This window comes from Flavobacterium anhuiense (assembly GCF_004151235.1).
Taxonomy (GTDB): domain Bacteria; phylum Bacteroidota; class Bacteroidia; order Flavobacteriales; family Flavobacteriaceae; genus Flavobacterium; species Flavobacterium anhuiense_A.
The window spans coordinates 325,125-348,530 of sequence record NZ_JUIV01000003.1; the positions used below are offsets into that span (position 1 = coordinate 325,125).

20 protein-coding genes and 2 tRNA genes are annotated in these 23,406 nt (G+C 32.7%); 16 read left to right on the forward strand and 6 right to left on the reverse strand.

Annotation, left to right across the window (positions count from 1 at the left end):
• The first annotated feature begins 33 nt into the window (after window positions 1-33).
• Complete coding sequence (gene pepE, locus NU08_RS06980) at window positions 34-741, forward strand: dipeptidase PepE (RefSeq protein ID WP_129746446.1); 708 nt, start codon at window positions 34-36, stop codon at window positions 739-741.
• A gap of 134 nt (window positions 742-875) precedes the next feature.
• On the opposite strand, the gene NU08_RS06985 is transcribed toward pepE, so the two are convergent.
• Together NU08_RS06985 and NU08_RS06990 are read right to left on the reverse strand one after the other, a co-directional pair.
• A tRNA-Gly gene (locus NU08_RS06985) sits at window positions 876-948 on the reverse strand.
• 96 nt (window positions 949-1,044) lie between these two features.
• A tRNA-Gly gene (locus NU08_RS06990) sits at window positions 1,045-1,117 on the reverse strand.
• A gap of 135 nt (window positions 1,118-1,252) precedes the next feature.
• Here NU08_RS06990 and NU08_RS06995 point away from each other — a divergent pair.
• Window positions 1,253-1,690 (forward strand): GNAT family N-acetyltransferase, encoded by a 438-nt coding sequence (locus NU08_RS06995; protein ID WP_129746447.1) that lies wholly within the window; start codon window positions 1,253-1,255, stop codon window positions 1,688-1,690.
• Between the two features lies 1 nt (window position 1,691).
• On the forward strand, window positions 1,692-3,275 hold the full coding sequence (locus tag NU08_RS07000) for a murein L,D-transpeptidase (protein WP_129746448.1): 1,584 nt from the start codon (window positions 1,692-1,694) through the stop codon (window positions 3,273-3,275).
• Here the strand turns inward: NU08_RS07000 and NU08_RS07005 are convergent.
• The gene (locus NU08_RS07005; RefSeq protein ID WP_129746449.1) at window positions 3,264-3,989 is read right to left on the reverse strand and encodes a murein L,D-transpeptidase catalytic domain family protein; all 726 of its coding nucleotides are present in this window, start codon (window positions 3,987-3,989) and stop codon (window positions 3,264-3,266) included. The two genes, NU08_RS07000 and NU08_RS07005, sit on opposite strands and share 12 nt — an antisense overlap.
• A 512-nt stretch (window positions 3,990-4,501) precedes the next feature.
• Here NU08_RS07005 and gpmI point away from each other — a divergent pair.
• Both gpmI and NU08_RS07015 read left to right on the forward strand, forming a co-directional pair.
• Complete coding sequence (gene gpmI, locus NU08_RS07010; protein WP_129746450.1) at window positions 4,502-6,019, forward strand: 2,3-bisphosphoglycerate-independent phosphoglycerate mutase; 1,518 nt, start codon at window positions 4,502-4,504, stop codon at window positions 6,017-6,019.
• A 222-nt stretch (window positions 6,020-6,241) separates the two neighbouring features.
• Window positions 6,242-6,868 (forward strand): hypothetical protein, encoded by a 627-nt coding sequence (locus NU08_RS07015; RefSeq protein WP_129746451.1) that lies wholly within the window; start codon window positions 6,242-6,244, stop codon window positions 6,866-6,868.
• Window positions 6,869-6,995: 127 nt separating this feature from the next.
• On the opposite strand, the gene NU08_RS07020 is transcribed toward NU08_RS07015, so the two are convergent.
• Complete coding sequence (locus NU08_RS07020; RefSeq protein ID WP_129746452.1) at window positions 6,996-8,249, reverse strand: DUF445 domain-containing protein; 1,254 nt, start codon at window positions 8,247-8,249, stop codon at window positions 6,996-6,998.
• 222 nt (window positions 8,250-8,471) lie between these two features.
• Here NU08_RS07020 and map point away from each other — a divergent pair, with 222 nt between their 5' ends.
• The 6 genes from map (at window position 8,472) to pruA (ending at window position 16,680) form a co-directional block, all read left to right on the forward strand.
• A complete protein-coding gene (map, locus tag NU08_RS07025) occupies window positions 8,472-9,290 on the forward strand; it encodes a type I methionyl aminopeptidase (RefSeq protein WP_111284594.1) in 819 nt (272 codons plus the stop codon).
• Between the two features lie 25 nt (window positions 9,291-9,315).
• Window positions 9,316-10,089: a class I SAM-dependent methyltransferase gene (locus NU08_RS07030; RefSeq protein WP_129746453.1), complete on the forward strand. Its 774-nt coding sequence runs from the start codon at window positions 9,316-9,318 to the stop codon at window positions 10,087-10,089.
• 113 nt (window positions 10,090-10,202) lie between these two features.
• The gene (locus tag NU08_RS07035; RefSeq protein WP_129746454.1) at window positions 10,203-13,106 is read left to right on the forward strand and encodes a DEAD/DEAH box helicase; all 2,904 of its coding nucleotides are present in this window, start codon (window positions 10,203-10,205) and stop codon (window positions 13,104-13,106) included.
• A gap of 74 nt (window positions 13,107-13,180) precedes the next feature.
• Window positions 13,181-14,434 (forward strand): DUF5103 domain-containing protein, encoded by a 1,254-nt coding sequence (locus NU08_RS07040; protein ID WP_129746455.1) that lies wholly within the window; start codon window positions 13,181-13,183, stop codon window positions 14,432-14,434.
• Window positions 14,435-14,514: 80 nt separating this feature from the next.
• Entirely contained in the window at window positions 14,515-14,901 is a 387-nt protein-coding gene (apaG, locus tag NU08_RS07045) for a Co2+/Mg2+ efflux protein ApaG (protein WP_008467225.1), read from the forward strand.
• Between the two features lie 153 nt (window positions 14,902-15,054).
• A complete protein-coding gene (gene pruA, locus NU08_RS07050; protein ID WP_129746456.1) occupies window positions 15,055-16,680 on the forward strand; it encodes an L-glutamate gamma-semialdehyde dehydrogenase in 1,626 nt (541 codons plus the stop codon).
• 80 nt (window positions 16,681-16,760) lie between these two features.
• Here the strand turns inward: pruA and NU08_RS07055 are convergent, their stop codons facing one another.
• Complete coding sequence (locus NU08_RS07055) at window positions 16,761-17,507, reverse strand: carbonic anhydrase family protein (RefSeq protein WP_129746457.1); 747 nt, start codon at window positions 17,505-17,507, stop codon at window positions 16,761-16,763.
• A 307-nt stretch (window positions 17,508-17,814) separates the two neighbouring features.
• On the opposite strand from NU08_RS07055, the gene NU08_RS07060 reads away from it, so the two are divergent.
• On the forward strand, window positions 17,815-18,546 hold the full coding sequence (locus NU08_RS07060; protein ID WP_129746458.1) for a hypothetical protein: 732 nt from the start codon (window positions 17,815-17,817) through the stop codon (window positions 18,544-18,546).
• Between the two features lie 78 nt (window positions 18,547-18,624).
• On the opposite strand, the gene rsmG is transcribed toward NU08_RS07060, so the two are convergent.
• The gene (rsmG, locus tag NU08_RS07065) at window positions 18,625-19,254 is read right to left on the reverse strand and encodes a 16S rRNA (guanine(527)-N(7))-methyltransferase RsmG (protein WP_129746459.1); all 630 of its coding nucleotides are present in this window, start codon (window positions 19,252-19,254) and stop codon (window positions 18,625-18,627) included.
• Window positions 19,255-19,361: 107 nt separating this feature from the next.
• Between rsmG and NU08_RS07070 the strand changes: the two genes are divergently transcribed.
• From NU08_RS07070 to NU08_RS07085, 4 genes are all read left to right on the forward strand, one after another.
• Window positions 19,362-20,459: a fatty acid desaturase family protein gene (locus tag NU08_RS07070; protein WP_129746460.1), complete on the forward strand. Its 1,098-nt coding sequence runs from the start codon at window positions 19,362-19,364 to the stop codon at window positions 20,457-20,459.
• Window positions 20,460-20,534: 75 nt separating this feature from the next.
• Complete coding sequence (locus tag NU08_RS07075; protein WP_129746461.1) at window positions 20,535-21,725, forward strand: pyridoxal phosphate-dependent aminotransferase; 1,191 nt, start codon at window positions 20,535-20,537, stop codon at window positions 21,723-21,725.
• Window positions 21,726-22,087: 362 nt separating this feature from the next.
• Window positions 22,088-22,543: a ferritin-like domain-containing protein gene (locus NU08_RS07080; RefSeq protein WP_066032728.1), complete on the forward strand. Its 456-nt coding sequence runs from the start codon at window positions 22,088-22,090 to the stop codon at window positions 22,541-22,543.
• Between the two features lie 121 nt (window positions 22,544-22,664).
• The gene (locus NU08_RS07085; protein ID WP_129746462.1) at window positions 22,665-23,255 is read left to right on the forward strand and encodes a hypothetical protein; all 591 of its coding nucleotides are present in this window, start codon (window positions 22,665-22,667) and stop codon (window positions 23,253-23,255) included.
• Window positions 23,256-23,406: the final 151 nt, after the last annotated feature.

Consider the following 23,406-nt stretch of genomic DNA (forward strand, 5'->3'; position numbering starts at 1 on the left):
ACCTTTAACAAACAAAATTTGAGTTTGAAAATCATGAAAAGCATTATCATTGCAAGCACCTCTACTTTACACGGAGGCAACTACTTAGAATATCTTTTACCTACTTTAAAAACACATTTTAAAAATTGCAAAACAATTTTATTTATTCCTTATGCTCGTCCAGGAGGAATTTCGCATGACGAGTATACGCAAAAAGCAGCAGAAGCTTTTAACAGCATCAATGTCAATGTTAAAGGAATTCATGAATTTGAAAATTCGCAGGATGCTGTTAAAAATGCAGAAGGAATCTTTACTGGCGGAGGAAACACTTTTTTATTGGTTACCCAGCTTTACAAAAACAATATTATGCAGTTGCTTTCTGAAACCGTAAAAAACGGCACGCCTTATCTTGGCTCAAGCGCTGGAAGCAACATTTGCGGTTTATCAATGCAAACCACAAACGACATGCCTATTATTTACCCTCCAAGCTTTCAGACTTTAGGATTAATTCCATTCAACTTAAATCCGCATTATCTGGATGCCGATTTGCAATCTAAGCACATGGGAGAAACTCGCGAAACAAGAATCAAAGAATTCCATGCTTTCAATTCAATTCCTGTTTTAGGTTTAAGAGAAGGGAGTTGGCTGGAAGTTAAAGGCGAAAAAATTACTTTGAAAGGAGCTTTGTCTGCGAGATTGTTTCAGCAAAACCAAGAAGCTCAAGAGTTAGAACCAGAAAGCGATTTGAGCGATTTGAAATAATTTTTTAAACCATATAAATGATATAAGTTCATGTTAAAAGCTCAATAAAAAACTTTTATTTTTCTTATATCACTTATATGGTTCAAAAAACAAAAAAACAAAAAAGCCTCAAACAATGTTTGAGGCTTTTGAAGAGCGAAAGACGAGGCTCGAACTCGCGACAACCAGCTTGGAAGGCTGGAGCTCTACCAACTGAGCTACTTTCGCATTAACTGGGTGCAAAACTAAAAAATTTAATTTTTAAAACAAAATAAAAATCAAAAAATTTATTCTCACATAAAGTAAAACGTGTTTACTTTTTAGAGCGAAAGACGAGGCTCGAACTCGCGACAACCAGCTTGGAAGGCTGGAGCTCTACCAACTGAGCTACTTTCGCATTTGTTGTGCAAATATAGAAAGAAAGTTCAGTTCAAAACAAGCTTTTGGGCAAAAAAAATCAATAAAATTCAACATTTTTTTATAACTTATTTAAAATTAAAAAGTTATAAAAGCATTATTTTTTCAAAAAATCATGATTACAATCAGAGAAATTCCATCAAAAGAAACTTATACCGTTCGTCAACCTGTTTTAAGAAAAGGAAAACCTATAGAAAGCTGTGTCTTTGAAGGAGACGACCTAGAATCTACGCATCATTTCGGTTTATTTGAAAACGAAAATTTAACAGGAATTATTTCATTATTCGAAAAAATCAATCCTATATTTGCCGCTCAAAATCAAGCTCAGATTCGAGGGATGGCTGTTTTAGAAATCCACCAGAAAAAAGGAATCGGAGAAGCTTTGGTAAGACATTGCGAAGTGTATTGCAATGAAAACCAAATAGATTTAATTTGGTTCAACGCCAGAACTGCCGCTGTCGGATTTTATCAAAAAATGAATTATCAAACACTTGGTGAAGCATTTGAGATTAAAGATGTTGGCGAACATTATTTGATGTTTAAAAAATTATAAAATGAGAATATTTTACTCTTTAGTAGTAATATGCCTTTTTTTGGGCTGTAAAAAAGAAGACCCAAAACCTACACCTATTATCAAAAAAAAGGCGCCAGCAATTATACTTACTGACGAGAGAACGGTTGAAATAGACACAGGATTAATAGGAATCTATAAAAGTGAAACCTTAAAACAGTTTTATGCCGCATCTGAGAATCAAACCGTATGGGGAAATCTTAAAAAGAGAACTTTTGTTTTAGCACAATTAGAAAAATCAGAAGAATTAGGTTTAGAACCAGAAGATTATAAAATATCTCAACTGAAAAAGTTTGAAAGTAAAGTAACCTCACTTAGTGATAAAGATTTAGCTACGTATGATATTTTGTTGACTTATAATTTTGAAAAATATCTAAATCATATCTATAAAGGAAAGCTAGATCCTAAAAAACTGTATACCAATTGGGATTTGGACGAAAAAGAATTTGATGTGAATTCTGTTCTAATTAAAGGATTCAACAAAAATAAATTAGATAGCATTGTAGAAAATATTCAGCCTAAAACAGAAACATACAAAGAACTCCTAAAAGCGTTGGAAATCATCAATACTTTCCCAGATGACAACGTAAAAACTATTGAAGCAACTGATAAAATTGTTTTAAACGATACTAATCCCGCTTTAACAAACATTAAAAAAAGGCTTTTGTACTGGAATGACATGTCTGGAAAAGATAGCCTTAGCAATATTTACAACCACAAAACTTTTGAAGCCATAAAAAGATTCCAAGAAAGGCACGGTTTAGCTGCAGATGGAGTTATCGGAGCTGGAACTATTCGTGCTCTAAATTATTCTAAAGAAGATCGAAAAAAACAGATTATTGCCAATTTGGAGCGTTGGAGATGGTATCCGTCAGAATTGGCCGAAAACTATTTCATTATTAATATTCCCGATTACAGCTTAAATGTTGTCGAAAATAAGGACACCACTTTAGTTAGAAATATTGTAGTAGGAACCAGCAAAAGAAAAACTCCTATTATTACTTCTTTTTTAAAAACGGTTGTTTTTAATCCAACTTGGACTGTTCCTCCGACAATTTTAAAAGAAGATGTGGTTCCGGCTATGAAAAGAAACCGAAATTATTTGGCTAATAAGAATATCACTATCTATGATACTGCCGGCAAGGTAGTTTCTCCGATGGCATGGAATGAAAACAAACCTAACAACTATCGCTATGTGCAAAGTCCTGGTTATGACAATTCGTTAGGATTAATGAAAATCTTATTCCCAAATCATCACAGCGTGTATCTTCACGATACAAATCACCGTAATATTTTTGGGCGCAATAATCGCTCTATGAGTTCTGGATGTGTACGTGTTGAAAATCCATTAGAACTTGCCCAACATATATTAGATGTTGACGGAAACTGGCCTCAAGACAGAATTGACACTATTATTGCGAGTAAAACAACAATGAGTTTCAAGATTACCAAAAAGTACGCTTTATACCAATGGTATTGGACAGCATGGAGCAAAAAAAATCAGCTCATTTTTAGAGCTGATATTTATGATTTAGATTCGGATTTATATAAGCAATTAAGAAATTAGCCTCTCTTCCATCGCAAAACTTCTTGACGGATGGTAGATATACAAACACGATTTGTCTTTTATTAATTCTATGATCTCATTTGTCAATTCAACTGGAACTGCTGGACAACCTTGGCTTCTCCCTAATCTTTTATGATTTCTGATAAAAGATTCCGATACATAATCTGCACCGTGCATTACAACGCCTCTTTCGCGAGCATTGTCATTTACGCCATTTTCTAAACCATCTAAACGCAAAGAAGCACCATGTTTTCCTTGATAAATTTCGCCAGTAGCATAAAAACCTAAACTGCTTTTAAATGATGAATTAAGATTTGAAAATGCTGAAGCAAATTCTTCTCCCGTATTTCTACCGTGAGCTACAAGCGAATTAAACAAAATTGTATTGCTAGTTAAATCAATCACCCACAAACGTTTAGTGTTTGATGACAAACTGAAATCAATTAATGTTAGGATATTTTTCTTGATTACTCCTCTTTCTTTCAACAAATAAAATCCTTTTAAAGCTTCCGAAAAAGTTTTAAGCTCAGGCATTTTAAAATTGTTCGAATTTAATGAGTTATAAACGCTCTCGATTTTAGAATCAACTGTAACTTTTTCGACTTTAGCAATCGTCTTTACAGTGGCATTTTTTTTTAGATCGGCTGTGTTTTTTGAATCTTTTCCAAAAGACAATAGCAAAAACACAAATAACGGATAAATTTTGTAAATCATTGAATTTCTTTAGGTTAAACAAAAATTTGGGTATCGCAAAAATATAAAAAAATCATACCGTGCAAAATACAAGCCTGATTTTCAAGTGTTTTTTGTTTAAATTTTAACACTAAACGACCTTTCTGTAAGATTTTATCTTACGCTAAAAATCACAACGTTTTAACCCGTTTCTTAAAAAAAGTAAAACAAAATGAAAATCGTAAATTCAAAACATACAACATTACTAGTTTTGAATGAGTTATTAATAAAGATTTCGAGCATAATGTGTCATGACTATTAAGTAATGTAGACTAAAACACATCTTTTCTATTAATGTAAAATACTTTATTGACTACAATGCTGTCAAAAATAAGATCAGAAAAAGAGCTTAGCGTGAATTAATTTTAAAAAATAAAGGCTTCTTCAATTAAATCAATATTTTTTTTTATAGTTCATTTTATTAAATATAAATGTAACATTCCTCAGTTTTCAAACTTTAGAAATGCCTTATATTTGTAGAAAACAAAAAAGTAATGAACAAAAAAGTTATCCTTATGATTTTAGACGGTTGGGGAAAATCTCCTGACCCTAAAGTATCTGCAATAGACAATGCAAATGTTCCTTTTATAAACAGTCTTTATAAAAACTACCCAAGCGCACAGCTTAGAACTGACGGATTAAATGTTGGTCTTCCAGAAGGGCAAATGGGAAATAGTGAGGTTGGACACATGAATCTAGGTGCAGGAAGAATTGTATACCAAGATTTAGCCAAAATAAATTTAGCTGTAGAACACAAAACTTTAGCAAAAGAACAGGTTCTTATTGACGCTTTTACTTATGCTAAAGACAACAATAAAAAAGTACACTTTTTAGGATTAGTTTCAGATGGTGGTGTTCACTCACATACTTCACACCTTCGCGGATTAATCGATGCTTCACAAGAATACGGTTTAGATCAGGTTTATGTTCACGCTTTTACAGACGGACGTGATGTTGACCCGAAATCTGGAGCAAAATACATTCATGATTTAGAAGATTATATTAAAGATACTCCTGTAAAAATCGCTTCTATCATTGGTCGTTACTATGCAATGGACCGTGATAAAAGATGGGAACGTGTAAAATTAGCTTACGATCTTGTAGTAAACGGTGTTGGAACTCCATCAACAAATCCCGTTTCTAGTGTTTTGGAAAGCTATGAAAAAGACGTTACAGACGAGTTTATCGAGCCTGTTGTTATGGTTGATGCAAATGCAAAACCGCTTGCAACTATCGTAGAAGGTGATGTTGTAATCTTCTTTAACTTTAGAACAGACAGAGGTCGTGAACTTACTGAAGCACTTTCGCAACAGGATTTCCACGAACAAAATATGCATAAACTAAACTTATATTATGTAACATTGACAAACTACGACGAAACTTACCAAAACGTAAAAGTAGTTTACAATAAAGATAATATTACCGAAACTCTTGGTGAGGTTTTAGAAAAAGCAGGTAAAAAACAAATCAGAATTGCGGAGACTGAGAAATATCCACACGTTACTTTCTTCTTTTCTGGCGGTAGAGAAACTCCTTTTGAAGGCGAAGAAAGAATCTTAAGAAATTCTCCAAAAGTAGCAACTTACGATTTAAAGCCAGAAATGAGCGCTTACGAACTGGCTGATGCTCTTGTTCCAGAATTGAACAAAGGTGAAGTTGATTTCGTTTGTTTAAACTTCGCAAATGGTGACATGGTTGGCCATACTGGAATTATGGAAGCTGCAATTAAAGCTTGTGAAGCAGTTGACGCTTGTGCGAAAAAAGTTATCGATGCTGCTCTTGCTAACGATTACACTACAATCGTAATTGCAGATCACGGAAACTGCGAAACAATGATTAATCCTGATGGATCTCCAAATACGGCTCACACAACAAACCCAGTGCCGATTATTTTAGTTGACAAACAACTTAAAAGCATTCAAGATGGTGTTTTAGGTGATATTGCTCCAACAATTTTAGAATTAATGGGAGTTCAGCAACCAAATGCTATGACTTGTCATTCATTATTGTAGAAAATATTTTTCTTTATATAAAAAAGAGGCGAATTCTAAGAATTCGCCTCTTTTATTTTACATATAATTCCACGCCAATACTCCAGCGGATTATAATATTAGCCAAACAACATTTCTCCGAAAAAAAGCTCCAGCGGAGCGAAATAATTTTACTAGAAAATATTAACCGACTAATTTCCAAGAGAAAATTCTTACTTTTGTATTGATTTAATTATTTTTAAAATGAAAAAGGAAATTTTAGATAGAATAAAACAATTAGGCGGAAATATAGACAATGTAAAAGGTAATTCGCTATTGGAAGATTTACCATCCATAACTTTTGATACTGTTTTGTATCAGCGACCAACGGATACACCTTGGGCAACCGCTCAAGAAGAAGAACCTATTTACGGAATTGGTGATTTTATAAACGAAAACGAAGCTCTTTTTAAAGAAAACAAAAAAGCTTTTTACGATAAAATCATTCAAAAATATTTTAGATTAACAGAAGAAGGATTTGGACAAATGTTTTGGCAAGCTTACCCTTTTACTCCATTCAAAGAAGGCACAGAAGATTATAAAGAATGGAATGATGAATTTATAGATGAAGAAACTGATTTAAGTGAAATCATAAAAGTTACCAATAACCCAACACCCGATTTTATTTTACTGGTTACAAGCTATGGTTTTCCCGATAATTTTTATATCACTTTATCCGATCCAGATCCTGAAAACCCAACTTTATTTGGTACAGATCATGAAGTTTTTTTTAGAGAAGTTACTAATGAAGGTAATTTAGAAGATTTCCTAAAAACTTTTATGACGAAAGAAGAGCTTTTAGAGATTGTAAAAAAGAGAATTGAAAGTTAAAACTAGAATTTATTTACTTTTTTGATATTTAACGAAAAATTGCAATAGAAATTCCTCAGACAAATCACAATCTTTGCGGAATTTCTAGTGCAATTTCTCGTTCCTCGAAATGACAAAATTGTGATTATTACATTATAAAATAATGATACAATTGTTCCACACCATAAATAATAAGTCCAATAACGCCACCAACTAATGTTCCGTTGATCCTGATATATTGAAGATCTTTTCCTATTTCTAATTCTAGTTTTTCTGAAACTTCTTTTCCGTCCCAGCTTTTTACGGTTGACGAAATCAAATCCCCAATTACTTTTTTGTTATTTAAAAGAACCGATAATAAATCATTTTTTATAAAACTGTTGATTTTATCAATCATAACGGGATCTTCTTTAATTCCGTTTCCGAAAGTTTGAATTAAATTTGAAATACTATTTTTTATTGAAGAATCATCACCTTTATTTAAATCGTTTGTAATGGATAATTTTATTTCATCCCAAATTCCGTTGATGTAATCCTGAACCTCTTTTTTTCCAACAAAACCCAAAATCATATCATTGATTTTAATTCTCATTTCTTCGGAGTTTTTTATTTTGTCTAGAAAATTATAAACGTATTCGTCAATTTTAAGTCTTACCGTGCTTTCTGGATTTTTTGCTTCGTTTAAAAAATCTTGCAATCCATTAAAAACACCTTCCGTTATACTTTTATCAGCCAATCCGAAACTTAAAAAGGGAGTTGAAGCTTTTACTTTTTTTCGAATTAAATCTTTATTGCTCGTCAATTCAGCACTCATCACTTCCAAAAGATTAGTCAATAATTGATCTTTTACATTACCTTTTTGTAAAGGTTCTAAAGCCAATGCGACCCAATCTCCAAAATTTATTCCTTCAATTTTTTCTTTAAATTGAACCTGAATAAATTTTCTAACATCTTCATCTTTTATAGTTCTTAAAATACCTGGAACAATATTGAGAGCAACAACACTTGCAATTTTATTAGCATTTTCTTCATGCGAAAGCCATTCTGAAGCCTTGGTTGCAAAATTAAATTCATCCAGTTTAATTTCTAATTTTTCTCGGTCCAGAAATTCCTCAGAAACAAAATTTCCAAGGTTCTCTCCTATTTCATTTTTCTTGGTCGGAATAATGGCTGTATGCCAAATCGGAATTCCCATCGGATGGCGAAAAAGTGCCACAACCGCAAACCAATCGGCAATTCCACCAACCATTGCCGCTTCGCTAAAAGCCTGTAGCATCGGAATTTTAAAATAAATAGCAATTAAAAACAACAATACTGCAATACCCAAAAGTCCTAAAGCATTTCTCTTCATTTTCTTAAGAGCCTTTACTTTAGCAATATCTCGATCTATAATAGTTTCCATAATTATAAGCATTTGTACTACTAATTTATGTCTTTTTTCCGAAACGCTTTAACTCTATTGATTGTTTTGATAGTCACTAATTCACGAATTTTCTTTAAAAATTAATTAATCCATTTGTGTAATAACTTTTTTTTAATTTTTGGTTTGAGAGAATTCGAGAATTCGTGGCTAAAAAATTTAGATAAAATATTGTACTTTTGCGAACTGAAAAATGGAAAAAATATGATTATCCAAAAAACTAGAGAGGAAATCGAATTAATGCGCGAAAGTGCTTTAATCGTATCAAAAACATTAGGAATGATTGCTTCTGAAATTAAAGAAGGAGTTACTACATTATATCTTGACAAATTAGCCGAAGAATTTATTCGTGATCACGGTGCAGTTCCAAGTTTCCTTGGATTGTACGATTTCCCGAATTCGCTTTGCATGAGTCCAAATGCTCAAGTTGTTCATGGTATTCCAAATAATGTTCCTCTTAAAAATGGTGACGTTATTTCGGTTGACTGTGGAGCTTTCAAAAATGGTTTCCACGGAGATCACGCATACAGTTTCGAAATTGGAGAAGTTGCTCCTGAAGTTAAAAAACTTCTACAAGTAACTAAAGAATCTCTTTATGTTGGAATTAGAGAATTTAAAGCAGGAAATCGTGTGGAAGATGTTGGAAATGCGATTCAAAAATATACTGAAGCTCATGGTTATGGCGTAGTTCGTGAATTGGTTGGACACGGTGTTGGACAAAAAATGCACGAAGAACCAGAAATGCCAAACTATGGAAAACGTGGACGTGGAAAGCTTTTTGTTGAAGGAATGGTTGTAGCAATCGAACCAATGATCAACATGGGAACTAGAAACATCAAACAACTAAAAGACGGCTGGACAATTTTGACTGCCGACGGAAAACCTAGTGCGCATTTTGAGCACGATGTGGCTTTAATTGATGGAAAACCAGAATTATTATCGACTTTTCAATACATCTACAAAGCTCTAGGAATCGAAAGCAACGAAGAAGACGAATTCAGAAAAGTGCCTTTGGTTCTATAATAAAAAATAACCCGAATCTATTCCTGTGAAAAAATTATTTAAACTTGTACTTAATACAATTCCGCGCCCTTTATTAATTCGCTTGAGTTATGTTGCGCGTCCAATTTTGGCTTTCTCTTTAAGAGGAGATAAATTTACAGATCCTATTGATGGAAGAAGCTTTAAATCGTTTTTGCCTTACGGATACGGGAAACAACGTAATAACGTGCTTTCGCCAAGTACACTTTCTTTAGAAAGACACCGTTTACTTTGGTTGTATTTGAATGATCAAACTGATTTTTTTACAACGCCAAAAAAAGTATTGCATTTTGCTCCAGAACAAGCTTTTTATAAAAGATTCCGAAATCAGAAAAACCTCGATTATACTACAACCGATTTACTTTCGCCTTTGGCTGATGTAAAAGCAGATATCTGTAATTTACCTTTCAAAGACAATGAATATGACGTTATTTTATGTAATCACGTTTTAGAACATATTCCAGATGACACAAAAGCAATGCAGGAATTATACAGAGTTTTAAAACCAGGCGGAATGGCGATTTTACAGATTCCTCAGGATTTATCTCGCGAAGTTACCTTTGCAGATGATTCTATTACAGATCAAAAAGAACGTGCTAAAATCTTCGGACAATACGATCACGTGCGCGTTTATGGACGCGATTATTTCGATAAATTAAGAAGCATTGGTTTTATTGTTATCGAAGAAGATTATACGAATAAAATTGCACCAGAATTGGTTGAAAAATATTGTTTAGCAAAAGGCGAAATTATTCCGCTTTGCTTTAAACAAGAAAACTAATTCTTTCCACCATAAATAAGTTCATTTAAAGAGTTTTCAAATTATTGTTATTTTGAAAACTCTTTATTTTTTGCCCAATTCCCAAATTACAAGCCTAATCAAATCCCTAAATCTTGGAACCTACAAAACCATTTCAATTCTGTTTTGACATCAGTTTGGAAAAAAATCTGAATGTCTATATTCCAACTGCCTACATCGTTGAGAATACTACTGAAATTAAGTATTTAAACAAAAAAGCCAGTCCCGACGTGCTGGAAAGTTTTGGAATCGTTTTTGAAAATTTAGATTCTAATACCAAAAGAATTTTGACAGCCTGCGATTCTTTAAAACCTGAATTCATTTTCAAAAAGTTCAGCGCAAAAATCAAATCGGCTAAAACAATTGCTGATCTTCAAAAAGATTCTAAAATTGATTTTGCCATTCGTCAGCATTTAAAATTCAATTTGAGTTCATTTTACGATTTGATTGTAAAAGAGCAATTTCCTTTGTCACTAAATCTCGGACCAGAAAAAGATTTTTATCGTTCGAGAGTCAATATTGATCCGCTTGATTTTGAACCTCAGATTCAATTTGACAAACATCCCGAAGGAATCACTTACACTCTTTCTTTAAAAGAAAATGAAACCACTTTTGCTCCAATGGATATCAAAGCTGAAATTCTTTTGGATGAACCTGGCTGGCTCATTATCAATAAAAAATTAGGACAGTTAAAAGAGCTAAATTCTAAGAAACTGATGCCTTTTTTAAAGAAAAAATCAATTGAAATCCCTTCAAAATTAGTTGATGATTACTTTAAAAGTTTTATTCCGCAAATAGCGAAAAAAATTGATATTGAAGCAACTGGTTTTGAAATTGAACTTCGAGATAAAATCATTTCCTGCACGATTCAGCCTATTCATGATTTCTTTAAAAACTCTTATTATCTCAATCTTTATTTTGATTATAACGGATATTCATTTGATGCAAGCAAAACTAAAAAAACACATTCTTTTGTCGATTTCAGTGTTGCTAATGAACCTAAAATAATTCAGTTTAAAAGAAATTCTGAAGAAAGTTTTTTTATCGAAAAATTAAATGAAATTGGTTTAACCAAAATCAAAAACGAACTATTTGGATTACATTCAGAAGCAGAGAATAAAGATCCTTATGTCAATATTCAACTAATTATTGATAATAAAGAAAAGCTGAAAAGTTTAGGTTTTACTGTCGAAAATCTGAAATTAGAAAGCAGAGAGATTGTTACAGAAAGTTATACCATTTCTGCATCAAAAGAAACGACTGGAGATTGGTTTGATATTAAAATAATTATTACCGTTGGAAATTATAAAATCAATTTCAGCGAAATTATTCCAAATATAAAAAGCAAAGAAAGACTTTTTGCGTTGCCTGATGGAAACTATTTCTTGATTCCGTTAGAATGGTTTAGCAAATACGGCTCTTTGGCAAAATTAGCCAAAACAGAAAATGGTGTTTTACTTTTACGAAAAAGCAATTTTACTGCTTTAGACGGAATTTCAGAAATCGACAATGATTTAGATCAAATTCATCAAGCTGAATTTACAGCTTCAGATTTAATAAAAGCAACTTTAAGACCCTATCAAATTGATGGTGTAAAATGGCTTTTAGGGCATTTTAATTCCAATATGGGTGCTTGTTTGGCCGATGATATGGGACTTGGAAAGACGTTACAAACTTTGTCTGTTTTGGTTTCGGTGCAAGAACAATTAGGCTTTACAACCAAAACTACTAATTTTGATTTATTTGCCAACGAAACTACTGTCGAAAGAGAACCGCTTAAAGCCCTTATTGTTCTTCCTTCTTCATTAGTTTTTAACTGGTTTAATGAAGCTGGAAAATTTACGCCTCACTTTTCGAAAATGCAATATGTTGGAAATGACAGAAAATCATTAGCAAGCAGAATCAATTCAACCGATTTGATTTTTACAAGTTACAGCATCATTCATCGCGATATTTCAATTTTAGAAAAATACGATTTCCGTTATTTGATTTTGGACGAAAGTCAATATATCAAAAACAAAAATTCTAAGATTTTTAAAGCCATAAATAAAATTAGTACGGGACATAAAATTGCCTTGAGTGGAACTCCGATCGAGAATTCGCTTGACGATTTATGGTCGCAAATGCAGTTTATCAATCCAGAGATTTTGGGCAGTTATGCTTTTTTTATGGAAAATTTCAAAAATCCGATTGAGAAAAAACAGAATGAAGAGGTTTTGGCAGAATTAAAAAATCTTATTCAGCCTTATATTTTGCGACGAACTAAAGAACAGGTTTTAAAAGATTTGCCAGAATTAACAGAGCAGATTTATTACTGCGATATGGATCCTGAACAGGAAAAATTATACGAAAAAGAAAAATCTAAAGCTCGTAATTTCCTTCTTAAAACTGACGGATCTCCTGACAAAATCAGCATTATCAATACTTTGATGAAACTGCGTCAGTTAAGTAATCACCCAAAAATGGTCGATGCTGACTCAGAAATTGATTCTGGAAAATATATTGCGGTTACGAACTATTTAGAAAGTTTAGTAAAAGGAAAACAGAAAGCGATTATTTTCAGTTCGTTTGTTACCAATTTAAGTTTTTATACCGATTGGTGTAAAGAAAATAAAATTGAATTCTGCGAAATTACAGGTGAAACACCTGCAGACAAAAGAGAACAGCAAGTAAAATTATTTCAGGAAAAAGAAAATCCGTTGTTATTCTTTATTTCATTAAAAGCCGGTGGAGTTGGCTTGAATATTACAAAAGCTTCTTACGTATTATTCTTGGATCCGTGGTGGAATCCTTTCGCAGAAAAACAAGGAGTTGGTCGAGCACATAGAATTGGGCAATTGAATAAAGTAAATGTGATTCGTTTTATTTCTAAAAACACTGTTGAGGAAAAAATCATAAAATTACAGGAAAACAAAAAACTATTATCTGATTCCCTTTTAGAAGAAAGTTATATTAATGATGAAATTGAAGGTAACTTAGAATATATTTTGGGTTCTTAATAGTTAAATCCAATAGATTGGCATCTTTTTCGTTATATAAAATTGTTATATTTACAATCTTACAACGAAATAAGATGCCAAAATTTTTCTATTCAAGCTTCATTTTTCTTTTTATTTTAACTTTAGCGAAAGCTCAAGAAAAAGAAATCGATCCTCCTTATAATATTAAAACTGTCTCTTTTATTCAGAATGGCAGTAATGTTTCGCCCATTTTCGAATTAGGTTCAGCATTTACATTTCAATTTGATGATTTGTTTGGCAATGAAGCCAATTATTATTTTGAAGTTATTCATTGCGATTACAACTGGTATCCAACAGATATTCCAAAAACTGACTATATTCTCGGTATGGATAATCAGAGAATTACAGATTTTTCGAATTCTTTTAATACACTTCAGGTTTATACGCATTACAGACTTTCTTTCCCTAATCAGTTTACGCAGCTATTGAAACTTTCGGGAAATTATATGCTTCGAATTCTAAACGATGATAAAGAAGTCGTTTTCTCAAGAAAATTTATTTTGTACGAAAACCATTGTACCGTTGGAGCTCAAGTAAAAAGAACCCGTAACCTCAGCAATATTGACTATAAACAGAATCTTGATATTGCAATTTTGTCAAATGATATTGTTTTTCAGACACCATTGCAGAATGTAAAAGTTCTTTTATTGCAAAATGGAAACTTTCATACTGAGATAAAGAATATTGTTCCTCAATATACCATTGGTAATCAGCTTATTTATAAATATGACAAAGAAACCCAATTTTGGGGCGGAAATGAGTTTTTATATTTTGAAAATAAAGACATTCGTGCAGCAAATAATAATGTGGCTAAAGTAGGTTCTAACGGCGATATTTATAACGCTCATTTATACACTAATGCAGCAAGAGGAAATCAGATTTACACCAATTATGAAGATGTAAATGGAAATTTTGTTGTGAAAAATATCAATGGTTCTAACAATGATATTGAAGCCGATTATGCTTGGGTATATTTTACACTTTCGGCACCTGCTTTTAGATTGAACAAAGACATTTATATTACCGGAATGTTCAATAATTATAGTCTTACGCCAGAATATAAAATGGATTACAACACTGACAAAGGCGTTTTCGAAAAAGCCATTATGATCAAACAAGGTTTTACCAATTTTCAATATACTGTAGCTGATAAAAAAGGAGTCATTGATAATGAAAATGCTATTGATGGAAACTTTTATCAGACTGAAAATGAGTACACGATTTTAGTCTATTATAAAGAAGCTACAGATCGTTATCAGCGTGTAATTGGAAAAGGAAATGCAAACTCTATCAATATAGTCAACTAAAACAAATGTTAAGGTTCTAGTTTAACTAATTTTTTTTCGTAACTTTGCCACTATAACACTCACATATATACGGCGTTAGTATGGTTTCTCAAATTACACGAGGCATAAAAATATCTGTTTTGACTAGTTTTGAAGGTACATACTTCAAAAACTACAAGATTCATTTTGCTTTTAGCTACGTAGTTACCATCGAAAATCATAGTAAAGATTCTGTACAGTTAACTTCACGTCACTGGGAAATTTTTGATTCTTTAAACGACTTAGAAGTTGTAGACGGCGAAGGCGTAATTGGCAAAAAACCGGTTTTAAAACCTGGAGAAAATCATACTTACAGTTCTGGCTGTTTATTATCCTCTCCTTATGGCGCTATGAAAGGTCATTTTAATATGATCAATTTTACTACAACAAAAACATTCAAAGTTATCGTTCCTACTTTTAGAATGTGTGCTCCTTTTGCTTTAAATTAAGATATAATTTGCAACGATTGCTTTTATCGTTATCTTAATCATAAAATTGTCAATTTATTAATTTATCCTTTGTACTTTTGTGCAGCGTTAGATTATTCGTAACAAAACAAATCGTCTAACTTTAAATTGTCTAATTCACAAATTTTAAATAACATGCTTAAAGGATTTTTCCATGTACCAAAAGCGGTAAACGAGCCTGTAAAAAGCTACGCACCAAACTCTCCAGAAAAAGCAGCTGTTCAGGCGGCTTACACAACAATGTGGAATTCTCAAATTGACGTTCCTTTGCATATAGGAAGCGAAGAAATCAGAACTGGAAACACAAGAAACATTACAGCTCCACACGACCACAAACACGTTGTTGGAAAATATCATTTAGCTGAAAAACAACATATTGAAAAAGCAATTGCTAATGCTCTTGAATCAAGAAAAGCATGGGCAAATATGGCATGGGAACAACGTGCTGCTATTTTCTTAAAAGCTGCTGAACTTATCGCAGGACCATACAGAGCTCGTATCAACGCTGCGACAATGATTGGTCAATCTAAAAATATTCACCAAGCAGAAATCGATGCTTCTTGTGAATTGATCGACTTTTTACGTTACAATGTTGAATATATGACTCAAATCTACAACGATCAGCCAAAATCAGATTCTTCTGTTTGGAATCGTGTAGAATACAGACCTTTAGAAGGTTTTGTTTATGCTATTACTCCTTTCAACTTTACTGCAATCGCTGCAAATCTTCCTGCTAGTGCTGCTATGATGGGTAACGTTGTGGTTTGGAAACCAAGTGATAGCCAAGTATTTTCTACAAAAATCATTTTAGATGTTTTCAAAGAAGCTGGAGTTCCTGATGGAGTTATAAACGTAGTTTTCGGAGATGCTTTAATGATTACTGATACTGTTTTGGCAAGCCGTGATTTTGCAGGTATTCACTTTACAGGATCAACTCACGTATTTAAAGATATTTGGGCAAAAATTGGTGCAAACATCCACAACTACAAAACCTACCCAAGAATTGTTGGTGAAACTGGAGGTAAAGATTTTATCATTGCTCACCCAAGCGCAAACGTAAAACAAGTTGTTACAGGAATTACTCGTGGAGCTTTTGAATTCCAAGGGCAAAAATGTTCTGCAGCATCTAGAGCTTATATTCCGCAAAGTTTATGGCCAGCTGTAAAAGAGCAATTAATTGCTGATGTAAAATCTATGAAAATGGGTTCTCCAGAAGATTTTGGAAACTTTATTACAGCAGTTATTCACGAAGGTTCTTTCGATAAACTAGCTAGTTATATTGATCAAGCTAAAAAAGATGCTGACGCAGAAATCATCGTTGGAGGAAATTATGACAAATCGGTTGGATACTTTATTGAGCCAACAGTTATTGTTACTACAAATCCAAAATATACTACAATGGAAACTGAGTTATTTGGACCAGTTATCACTATTTATGTTTATGAAGATACTAAATGGGAAGAAACTCTTGAATTAGTTGATACTACATCTGAGTACGCTTTAACGGGAGCTGTATTTAGCCAAGATCGTTATGCTATTGAATTGGCTACTACTAAATTACAAAACTCTGCTGGTAACTTCTATATCAATGATAAACCAACTGGAGCTGTTGTAGGAATGCAACCATTTGGTGGAGCAAGAGCTTCTGGAACTAACGATAAAGCAGGTTCTGCATTAAACTTATTGCGTTGGGCTTCTCCAAGAACTATCAAAGAAACTTTTGTAACTCCAGAAGATTACAGATACCCTTTCTTAGGATAATCTGATTTAGATTTTAGAGTTCAGATTATAGATTATAAAAAGGCTTAGACTTCATTCTGAAGTTTAAGCCTTTATTTTTATTAAAGAAAAATTACTTCTCCAGAATGCAGATCATAATAAGCACCTATTATTTTGATTTCGCCTTTATCTTCCATTTCTTTCAAAATTGGGCTTCTCGATTTTATATCTGTAATTGTCTGTAAAACATTATTTTTTGCAACATATTCTACAAAATCATCGTTCTTGACAGTTTTATCACCAGCAAAATCTTGAGATTTAGCAATAGCTGGTTTTATTTTTGCAAGCATTGCTGTAATATTTCCGAGTTTTACATCATCTATTGCAGATTTAATGGCTCCGCATGATTCATGTCCTAAAACCAGAATAAGTTTTGCTCCAGAAACTTTACAACCAAATTCCATACTGCCTAGTAAATCCTCATTTACAAAGTTCCCTGCAACTCTTCCAACAAAAAGATCTCCAATTCCTTTATCAAAAACATCTTCAACTGCAATTCTACTGTCAAGACACGAAAGAATAACAGCTTTTGGATATTGCCCTTCTGCGGCATCACGCACTAAGGCTGAATGATCTCTTAAAGTAAGATCATTATTCATATAACGCTTGTTTCCATCTTTCAAACTTTTTATGACCAAATCTGGAGTCAAAGCTTTCTGCTCTTCGGCAGTTAAAACTTTCTCTTTCAAAGGAACTAATTTCGAAATCTTGTCCAAAGATTCGTTCTCAGATTTATTTTTATCTGATTTTTTTTCGCAGGAAACTGCTAATACCAATAAAGGGAGCAACATAAAAATTACTTTTTTCATTTAAGATAATTTTAAAATTATGAAAAACACCTAAAACATAAAACACTACAAATAAGAACTTTAAATAATTTTACAGAAGTAAAAACTTACACTAAAGTATAAAAATATCTACACATAAAAAGATCATTTTTGCATAATATTTTTTGTAATACTTTTCTTATTTATTTAAAAATCAACACTTTAAAAACTCAAATTGTCTTATTTTAATACTTTAAAAACTTATTGTTCCTTTCAAAAAAAACTCATCCGCATAAATTTGCTCATCATTAATCAACATTAAAAGATTTAATAAATTAACAACATAAGTATGAGAAATTTAAACAATGTTCCTAAAGTTATTATGGAATCTAAAAGCATTGGACATGCTATTGATTATAAATGGACAAAAAAGAAAATAAATAAACTTCTAGATCCCGTTGAAGAAAATGAAGAGCTTGAAAACACTTTAATGCACATCAACCATAAAGGCTCAATTGGTTTGACTGCTGCATTATTAGAGTGGGTTTACTGGCGTTTTACAGGTTACAGTCAAGCTACAAATGATACACAAAAACGAATTGAAGCTCTTTGGTGTTCTGTCACTAATCTTGAACAAACAAATCCATTATTATTTGATACCGATTTTGAAGTTCCTGCAAATGGTTCTGTCAATGGTGCATTATGGATTGCATTAATGAACGTGACAATGATTGATGCAAAATACAGAAGAGGTTCTTACTTCTTACAAAATGATCTTGTTGGATTAATATTGTTGGCGCGCCACATTACTCCAAAAAAGAAAAAATTTGACAATTGGTTGGGTCAGACAATTACAAACTTAATTCACACACATCCAAATCCATATCAAAATGATGAATTAGATGAAAGTGATGAAATGATTTATGATTCTTCAAACGAACCTGTAATTTCGAGAGAATACTTCTTTGACACAGCATTTGAATATTCTGCTGAAGCATCAGAAAATGCTATTCATAGTTTCATCGACAATTTAGATCATAAAGCAAATACATTCCTGAATTTTTCAAAGAAAGCTTCATAATTTTAAACGTTAGTTTTAATTCAAAAAAATAACCCGATTTAGAAACTCTAATCGGGTTATTTGCTTTTATATAAAATATTACGGTTTAAACTTTAAAGGAAGATGAACTACTTTTTTGGTTTCAAAAAACTCATTTTCAAAATAATCTGCCAAATCATATAAGGTAGCATTTGGAAAATCTTTTAATTCATCAGCTAAATCTCCACCTTTTAAATAAAGAATTCCATTTTTTAAAGTGTGTTTGTGCTGTTTCTTAATTTTATCTTTAATCCAAGAAACAAAATCAGGCATATTGGTTACAGCGCGGCTTACTATAAAATCGAAATCTCCTTTTACCAATTCAGCACGTTTTTGTTCTGCTTTTACGTTTTTCAATTCTAATGCATCTGCAACGCCTTGTACTACTTTTATTTTTTTAGCAATAACATCAATCAAATAAAAACGAGTTTCAGGAAAAAGAATTGCTAACGGAATTCCAGGAAAGCCTCCTCCTGTTCCAACATCTAGAACAGTCGCTCCAGGTTCGAATTTCATTATTTTAGCAATTCCTAACGAATGCAAAATGTGTTTCGTATACAAAGAATCAATGTCTTTTCTAGAAATCACATTGATTTTTTCATTCCAATCGTGGTATAAAAAGTCTAATTTTTGAAATTGTTCGATTTGAAGATCGCTCAAATTGGGAAAATATTTCAATATCTCATCCATTGCTGTAAATTTTTAACAAAAGTACTACTTTACGATTGAAATATTTAACTCAATTTTGCAAATTGAGAATTTATAATAATTACCTTTGAAAACTATTTAAATCAATTATGAATAACGACGCACCTATTTTTGCAAGGCAAGACAATCTGAAGTTTTTCAGAACGCTTAACTCTCGGGTAAACAATTATTTCAAAGAAAATAATATTAAAAAGACCGGGAATTGGCAGTTACATTTAAAAGCTGTTATTCTATTTGCTGTTTTTTTAACTCCCTACTTTTTAATCCTTACGCTTGACATGCCTTTTTGGGTAATGTTGCTTTTATCAATCGTAATTGGAATTGGAATGGCTGGCGTGGGAATGAATGTAATGCACGACGGAAACCACGGATCATATTCTACTAAGAACTGGATTAATAAATTCATGGGTGGAACTATTTACGTTTTGGCAGGAAATGTATACAACTGGCAAGTACAGCATAATGTTTTGCATCACACTTATACTAATATTCCTGGTCACGACGAAGATCTAGACGCAGGTCGTATTATTCGTTTTACGGAACATGCAGAATGGCATAGTTTTCACCGTTTCCAACATTATTACTCTGTTTTCTTATACGGTTTATTAACTTTCAATTGGGCTTTAACAACCGATTTTAAGCAGATGAGAAACTATTTAAAGAGAAAACTATCTTATGGCGAGCCCAAAAATCCAAAGATTTTGTGGACAACACTTATCATTACTAAAATGATTTATGTTTCAATCTGGATTGTTTTACCAATCGTAATTGGAATTACTTGGTGGAAAGTGCTTGTTGGCTTTTTTGCTATGCATTACACAGCTGGATTAATCCTAAGTATTGTGTTCCAATTGGCACATGTTGTGGATCACACTACAAATCCAACTCCAAATGAATTAGGAGAAATGGATAACACTTGGGCGGTTCACCAATTGTACACAACAACTAATTTTGCTCCAAAAAATGCAATTGTAAATTGGTACACAGGCGGTTTAAATCATCAGATCGAACATCATATTTTCCCAAATATCAGTCATATTCACTACGGTAAAATTGCTCAAATTGTAAAAGAAACAGCAAAAGAATGCAATTTGCCTTATTACGAATACAAAACAATGCGAAGTGCCGTCATTGCTCACTTTAAGCATTTACGTGAATTGGGAATGAAACCAGAATTATCTGTTTAAAAAGCTAAAAAAATCTATTAATAATAACCTTCCTTAATAAAACATTCAAAGTTAAGGACATTCAAAATTTTCATAATGAATCATATTCTTTCGGACAGAATCAACAACCTTGCGACTTCGCAAACTTTAGCAATGGCCGCTTTGGCAAGAGAATTAAAAGCACAAGGAAAAGACATTATCAGCTTAAGTTTAGGCGAACCTGACTTCAACACACCAGACTTCATTAAAGAAGCAGTAATAAAAGCAGTAAACGAAAATTATAGCACTTACTCTCCAGTAGAAGGTTACCTAGAATTGAGAGAAGCAATTTGCAGAAAATTCAAGAGAGACAATAATTTGGACTACAAACCAACTCAAATTGTAGTTTCTACAGGAGCAAAACAATCATTATACAACATTGCGCAAGTAATGCTAAACGAAGGCGATGAGGTTATTTTACCTGCACCTTACTGGGTTTCTTATTTCGAAATCGTAAAGCTTTCTGGTGGAGTTCCAGTTGAAGTTCCAACATCTGTTGAAACCGATTTCAAAATGACACCAGAACAATTAGAAGCCGCTATCACTCCAAAAACAAAAATGATGTGGTTCTCTTCTCCATGTAACCCATCTGGTTCTGTTTACAGTAGAGAAGAATTGACAGCTTTGGCTAAGGTTTTGGAAAAACATCCAAATATATACGTAGTAGCAGACGAAATCTATGAGCATATTAATTTCTCAGGAACTTTCTGCAGTATCGGATCAATCCCAGGAATGTTAGACAGAACCATCACTGTAAACGGAGTTGCAAAAGCATTTGCAATGACAGGATACAGAATTGGTTATATCGGAGCTCCTGAATTTATCGCAAAAGCGTGTACAAAAATCCAAGGACAAGTAACATCTGGTGCAAATTCAGTAGCACAAAGAGCTACAATTACTGCTGTTGATGCTGATCCAAGCGTATTGAATGAAATGGTTAAGGCTTTCCACGGACGTAGAGATTTAGTGGTTGGATTATTACAAGAAATTCCAGGAGTAAAAATCAACGTTCCAGAAGGTGCTTTCTATGTATTTCCAGACGTTTCTTCTTTCTTCGGAAAAACTTTAAAAGGACACGAAATTAAAGATGCAAACGACGTTTCTATGTATCTTTTAGCCGAGGCAAACGTAGCTACAGTAACTGGAGATGCTTTTGGAAATCCAAACTGTATTCGTTTCTCTTACGCAACAAGCAACGATATTTTAAAAGAAGCATTACGCAGAATCAAAGAAGCTTTGACTGCATAACAATATTCTAAAGTTTATTAAAACGGCTTAAGGTTCAGAAGTTTCATCACTTTTATACTTTAAGCTGTTTTTTTTTGGCGTGTCCTACGGCCGGGCTATCCACTATATCTTTTATGGCGAACCCCGCCATAAAAGGATATCGCTCCTATCCCTCACGCAAACGGCATACGAGAAACATCATTCTACAAAAGAAAATTTTTGAGCATTTAAAATTGGCAAAATTCGAGAAATCCGTGGCGAATAAAAAAAGAGTTTCAAAATTCCCATTCCACAATATTATAAAACTCAAAATGTAATCCTATAAAAATAAGCATGTTATAATTATAAACTTTGTAACATATTAATTTTTAAAATTATAGGTCATGACACATGCAGAAGAAACCACAACAGAAACCATTAAAACTTTAGAAGGATTAATTTCAATTCTGGAAGATGGAAAATTAGGATATACAAATGCAGCGGAACATGTAGAAAATCCAGCAATGAAAACCGATTTTCTTGAATACGCCCGCGAAAGAGCCTTATTTATTGTAGAGCTACAAAACCAAATCAACAAACTAGGAAAATCGACAGATACTTCTGGCGGAGGTCCGCTTGGAGCTTTACACCGTACTTGGATTGATATAAAATCTGCCTTTACAGGTGGAGACACAGAAGCCATTATAAATGCCTGCATCACTGGTGAAGAAGCCGCTATCGAAAAATACAAAATGGCACTCGAAGAAAATCATTTGGAACATGATCAAGTCTACATCGTTTCAAAACAATTAAACAGTATTCAAAATACTTTATCACAAATTAAAATGAGAGCAAATTAATCGATCGATTCATGCTTTTTTTTTGAGAACTGCTCGGTCTTCGGATTGGGCGGTTTTTTTATTTTTTAAACTGAAAATAAATCTTACATTCGTCGCAACCAATTAAAAACTAAAAAACCATATGACATTAACTTTACGCTGGTATATCATTTTACTATTTGCAATTTTACTTTCTTCAATAACACAAGCACAAACAACTGGCAATTTCATAAAAGCCTCAATAGGTTATGGATCTAGCAGTTCTTATTACATTGAAGATTATGGAAGTCAAGATGAAGTTGATGTTATGGGAGGTGGACTTTATCTTCAAGGCGAATACATTATAGGACTAAAATCGTGGTTTAGCATAAGACCTTACGCCGGCGCCATTTTTGAATCTGTTGATAAAGATCAAAATGTACAAAATCAACCTCAATATAAAGTCACAACTAATGCTTTTTTAATGGGAGGAAAAGTTCGTATTTGCGCACCAATTCCATGGGTTGCCCCATTTATTGAAGGTGGAATCGGAACGTCGATAGGTAAATTTGAAACCTTTACACCAAACGTCAATTTTAATAAAAGCACTATTTTAATGCATATTCCTTTCAGTGTAGGATTAGCAGTGGGAAGACATAATAGTTTTGAAATTGGTATTTCTGGATACTTTCATCCAGCGGCAAAACAATCGACTGGAGTATTTGCAATCGGATATAATTTTCCATTAGATTAATCATATTCTCAATTCTCAAATTAAAAATTTCATTTATCTTCATTCCATATTAAGTTAACAATTTCAAAAAAATCGCTTCATCACTAGCAAACTCAAATAATTTATTAGACCTTTGCACACTTTTTTTCGGGAATACCACAAAAGTCTAAAG

Coding starts and splice junctions, on each gene's coding strand:
- NU08_RS07070 (WP_129746460.1), top strand. CDS start 19,362: ATGAATAACGACGCACCTATTTTTGCAAGGCAAGACAATCTGAAGTTT.
- NU08_RS07015 (WP_129746451.1), top strand. CDS start 6,242: ATGAAAAAGGAAATTTTAGATAGAATAAAACAATTAGGCGGAAATATA.
- NU08_RS06995 (WP_129746447.1), top strand. CDS start 1,253: ATGATTACAATCAGAGAAATTCCATCAAAAGAAACTTATACCGTTCGT.
- NU08_RS07075 (WP_129746461.1), top strand. CDS start 20,535: ATGAATCATATTCTTTCGGACAGAATCAACAACCTTGCGACTTCGCAA.
- NU08_RS07040 (WP_129746455.1), top strand. CDS start 13,181: ATGCCAAAATTTTTCTATTCAAGCTTCATTTTTCTTTTTATTTTAACT.
- NU08_RS07005 (WP_129746449.1), bottom strand. CDS start 3,989: ATGATTTACAAAATTTATCCGTTATTTGTGTTTTTGCTATTGTCTTTT.
- NU08_RS07020 (WP_129746452.1), bottom strand. CDS start 8,249: ATGGAAACTATTATAGATCGAGATATTGCTAAAGTAAAGGCTCTTAAG.
- apaG (WP_008467225.1), top strand. CDS start 14,515: ATGGTTTCTCAAATTACACGAGGCATAAAAATATCTGTTTTGACTAGT.
- pruA (WP_129746456.1), top strand. CDS start 15,055: ATGCTTAAAGGATTTTTCCATGTACCAAAAGCGGTAAACGAGCCTGTA.
- pepE (WP_129746446.1), top strand. CDS start 34: ATGAAAAGCATTATCATTGCAAGCACCTCTACTTTACACGGAGGCAAC.
- NU08_RS07085 (WP_129746462.1), top strand. CDS start 22,665: ATGACATTAACTTTACGCTGGTATATCATTTTACTATTTGCAATTTTA.
- NU08_RS07060 (WP_129746458.1), top strand. CDS start 17,815: ATGAGAAATTTAAACAATGTTCCTAAAGTTATTATGGAATCTAAAAGC.
- NU08_RS07080 (WP_066032728.1), top strand. CDS start 22,088: ATGACACATGCAGAAGAAACCACAACAGAAACCATTAAAACTTTAGAA.
- NU08_RS07000 (WP_129746448.1), top strand. CDS start 1,692: ATGAGAATATTTTACTCTTTAGTAGTAATATGCCTTTTTTTGGGCTGT.
- NU08_RS07055 (WP_129746457.1), bottom strand. CDS start 17,507: ATGAAAAAAGTAATTTTTATGTTGCTCCCTTTATTGGTATTAGCAGTT.
- rsmG (WP_129746459.1), bottom strand. CDS start 19,254: ATGGATGAGATATTGAAATATTTTCCCAATTTGAGCGATCTTCAAATC.
- map (WP_111284594.1), top strand. CDS start 8,472: ATGATTATCCAAAAAACTAGAGAGGAAATCGAATTAATGCGCGAAAGT.
- gpmI (WP_129746450.1), top strand. CDS start 4,502: ATGAACAAAAAAGTTATCCTTATGATTTTAGACGGTTGGGGAAAATCT.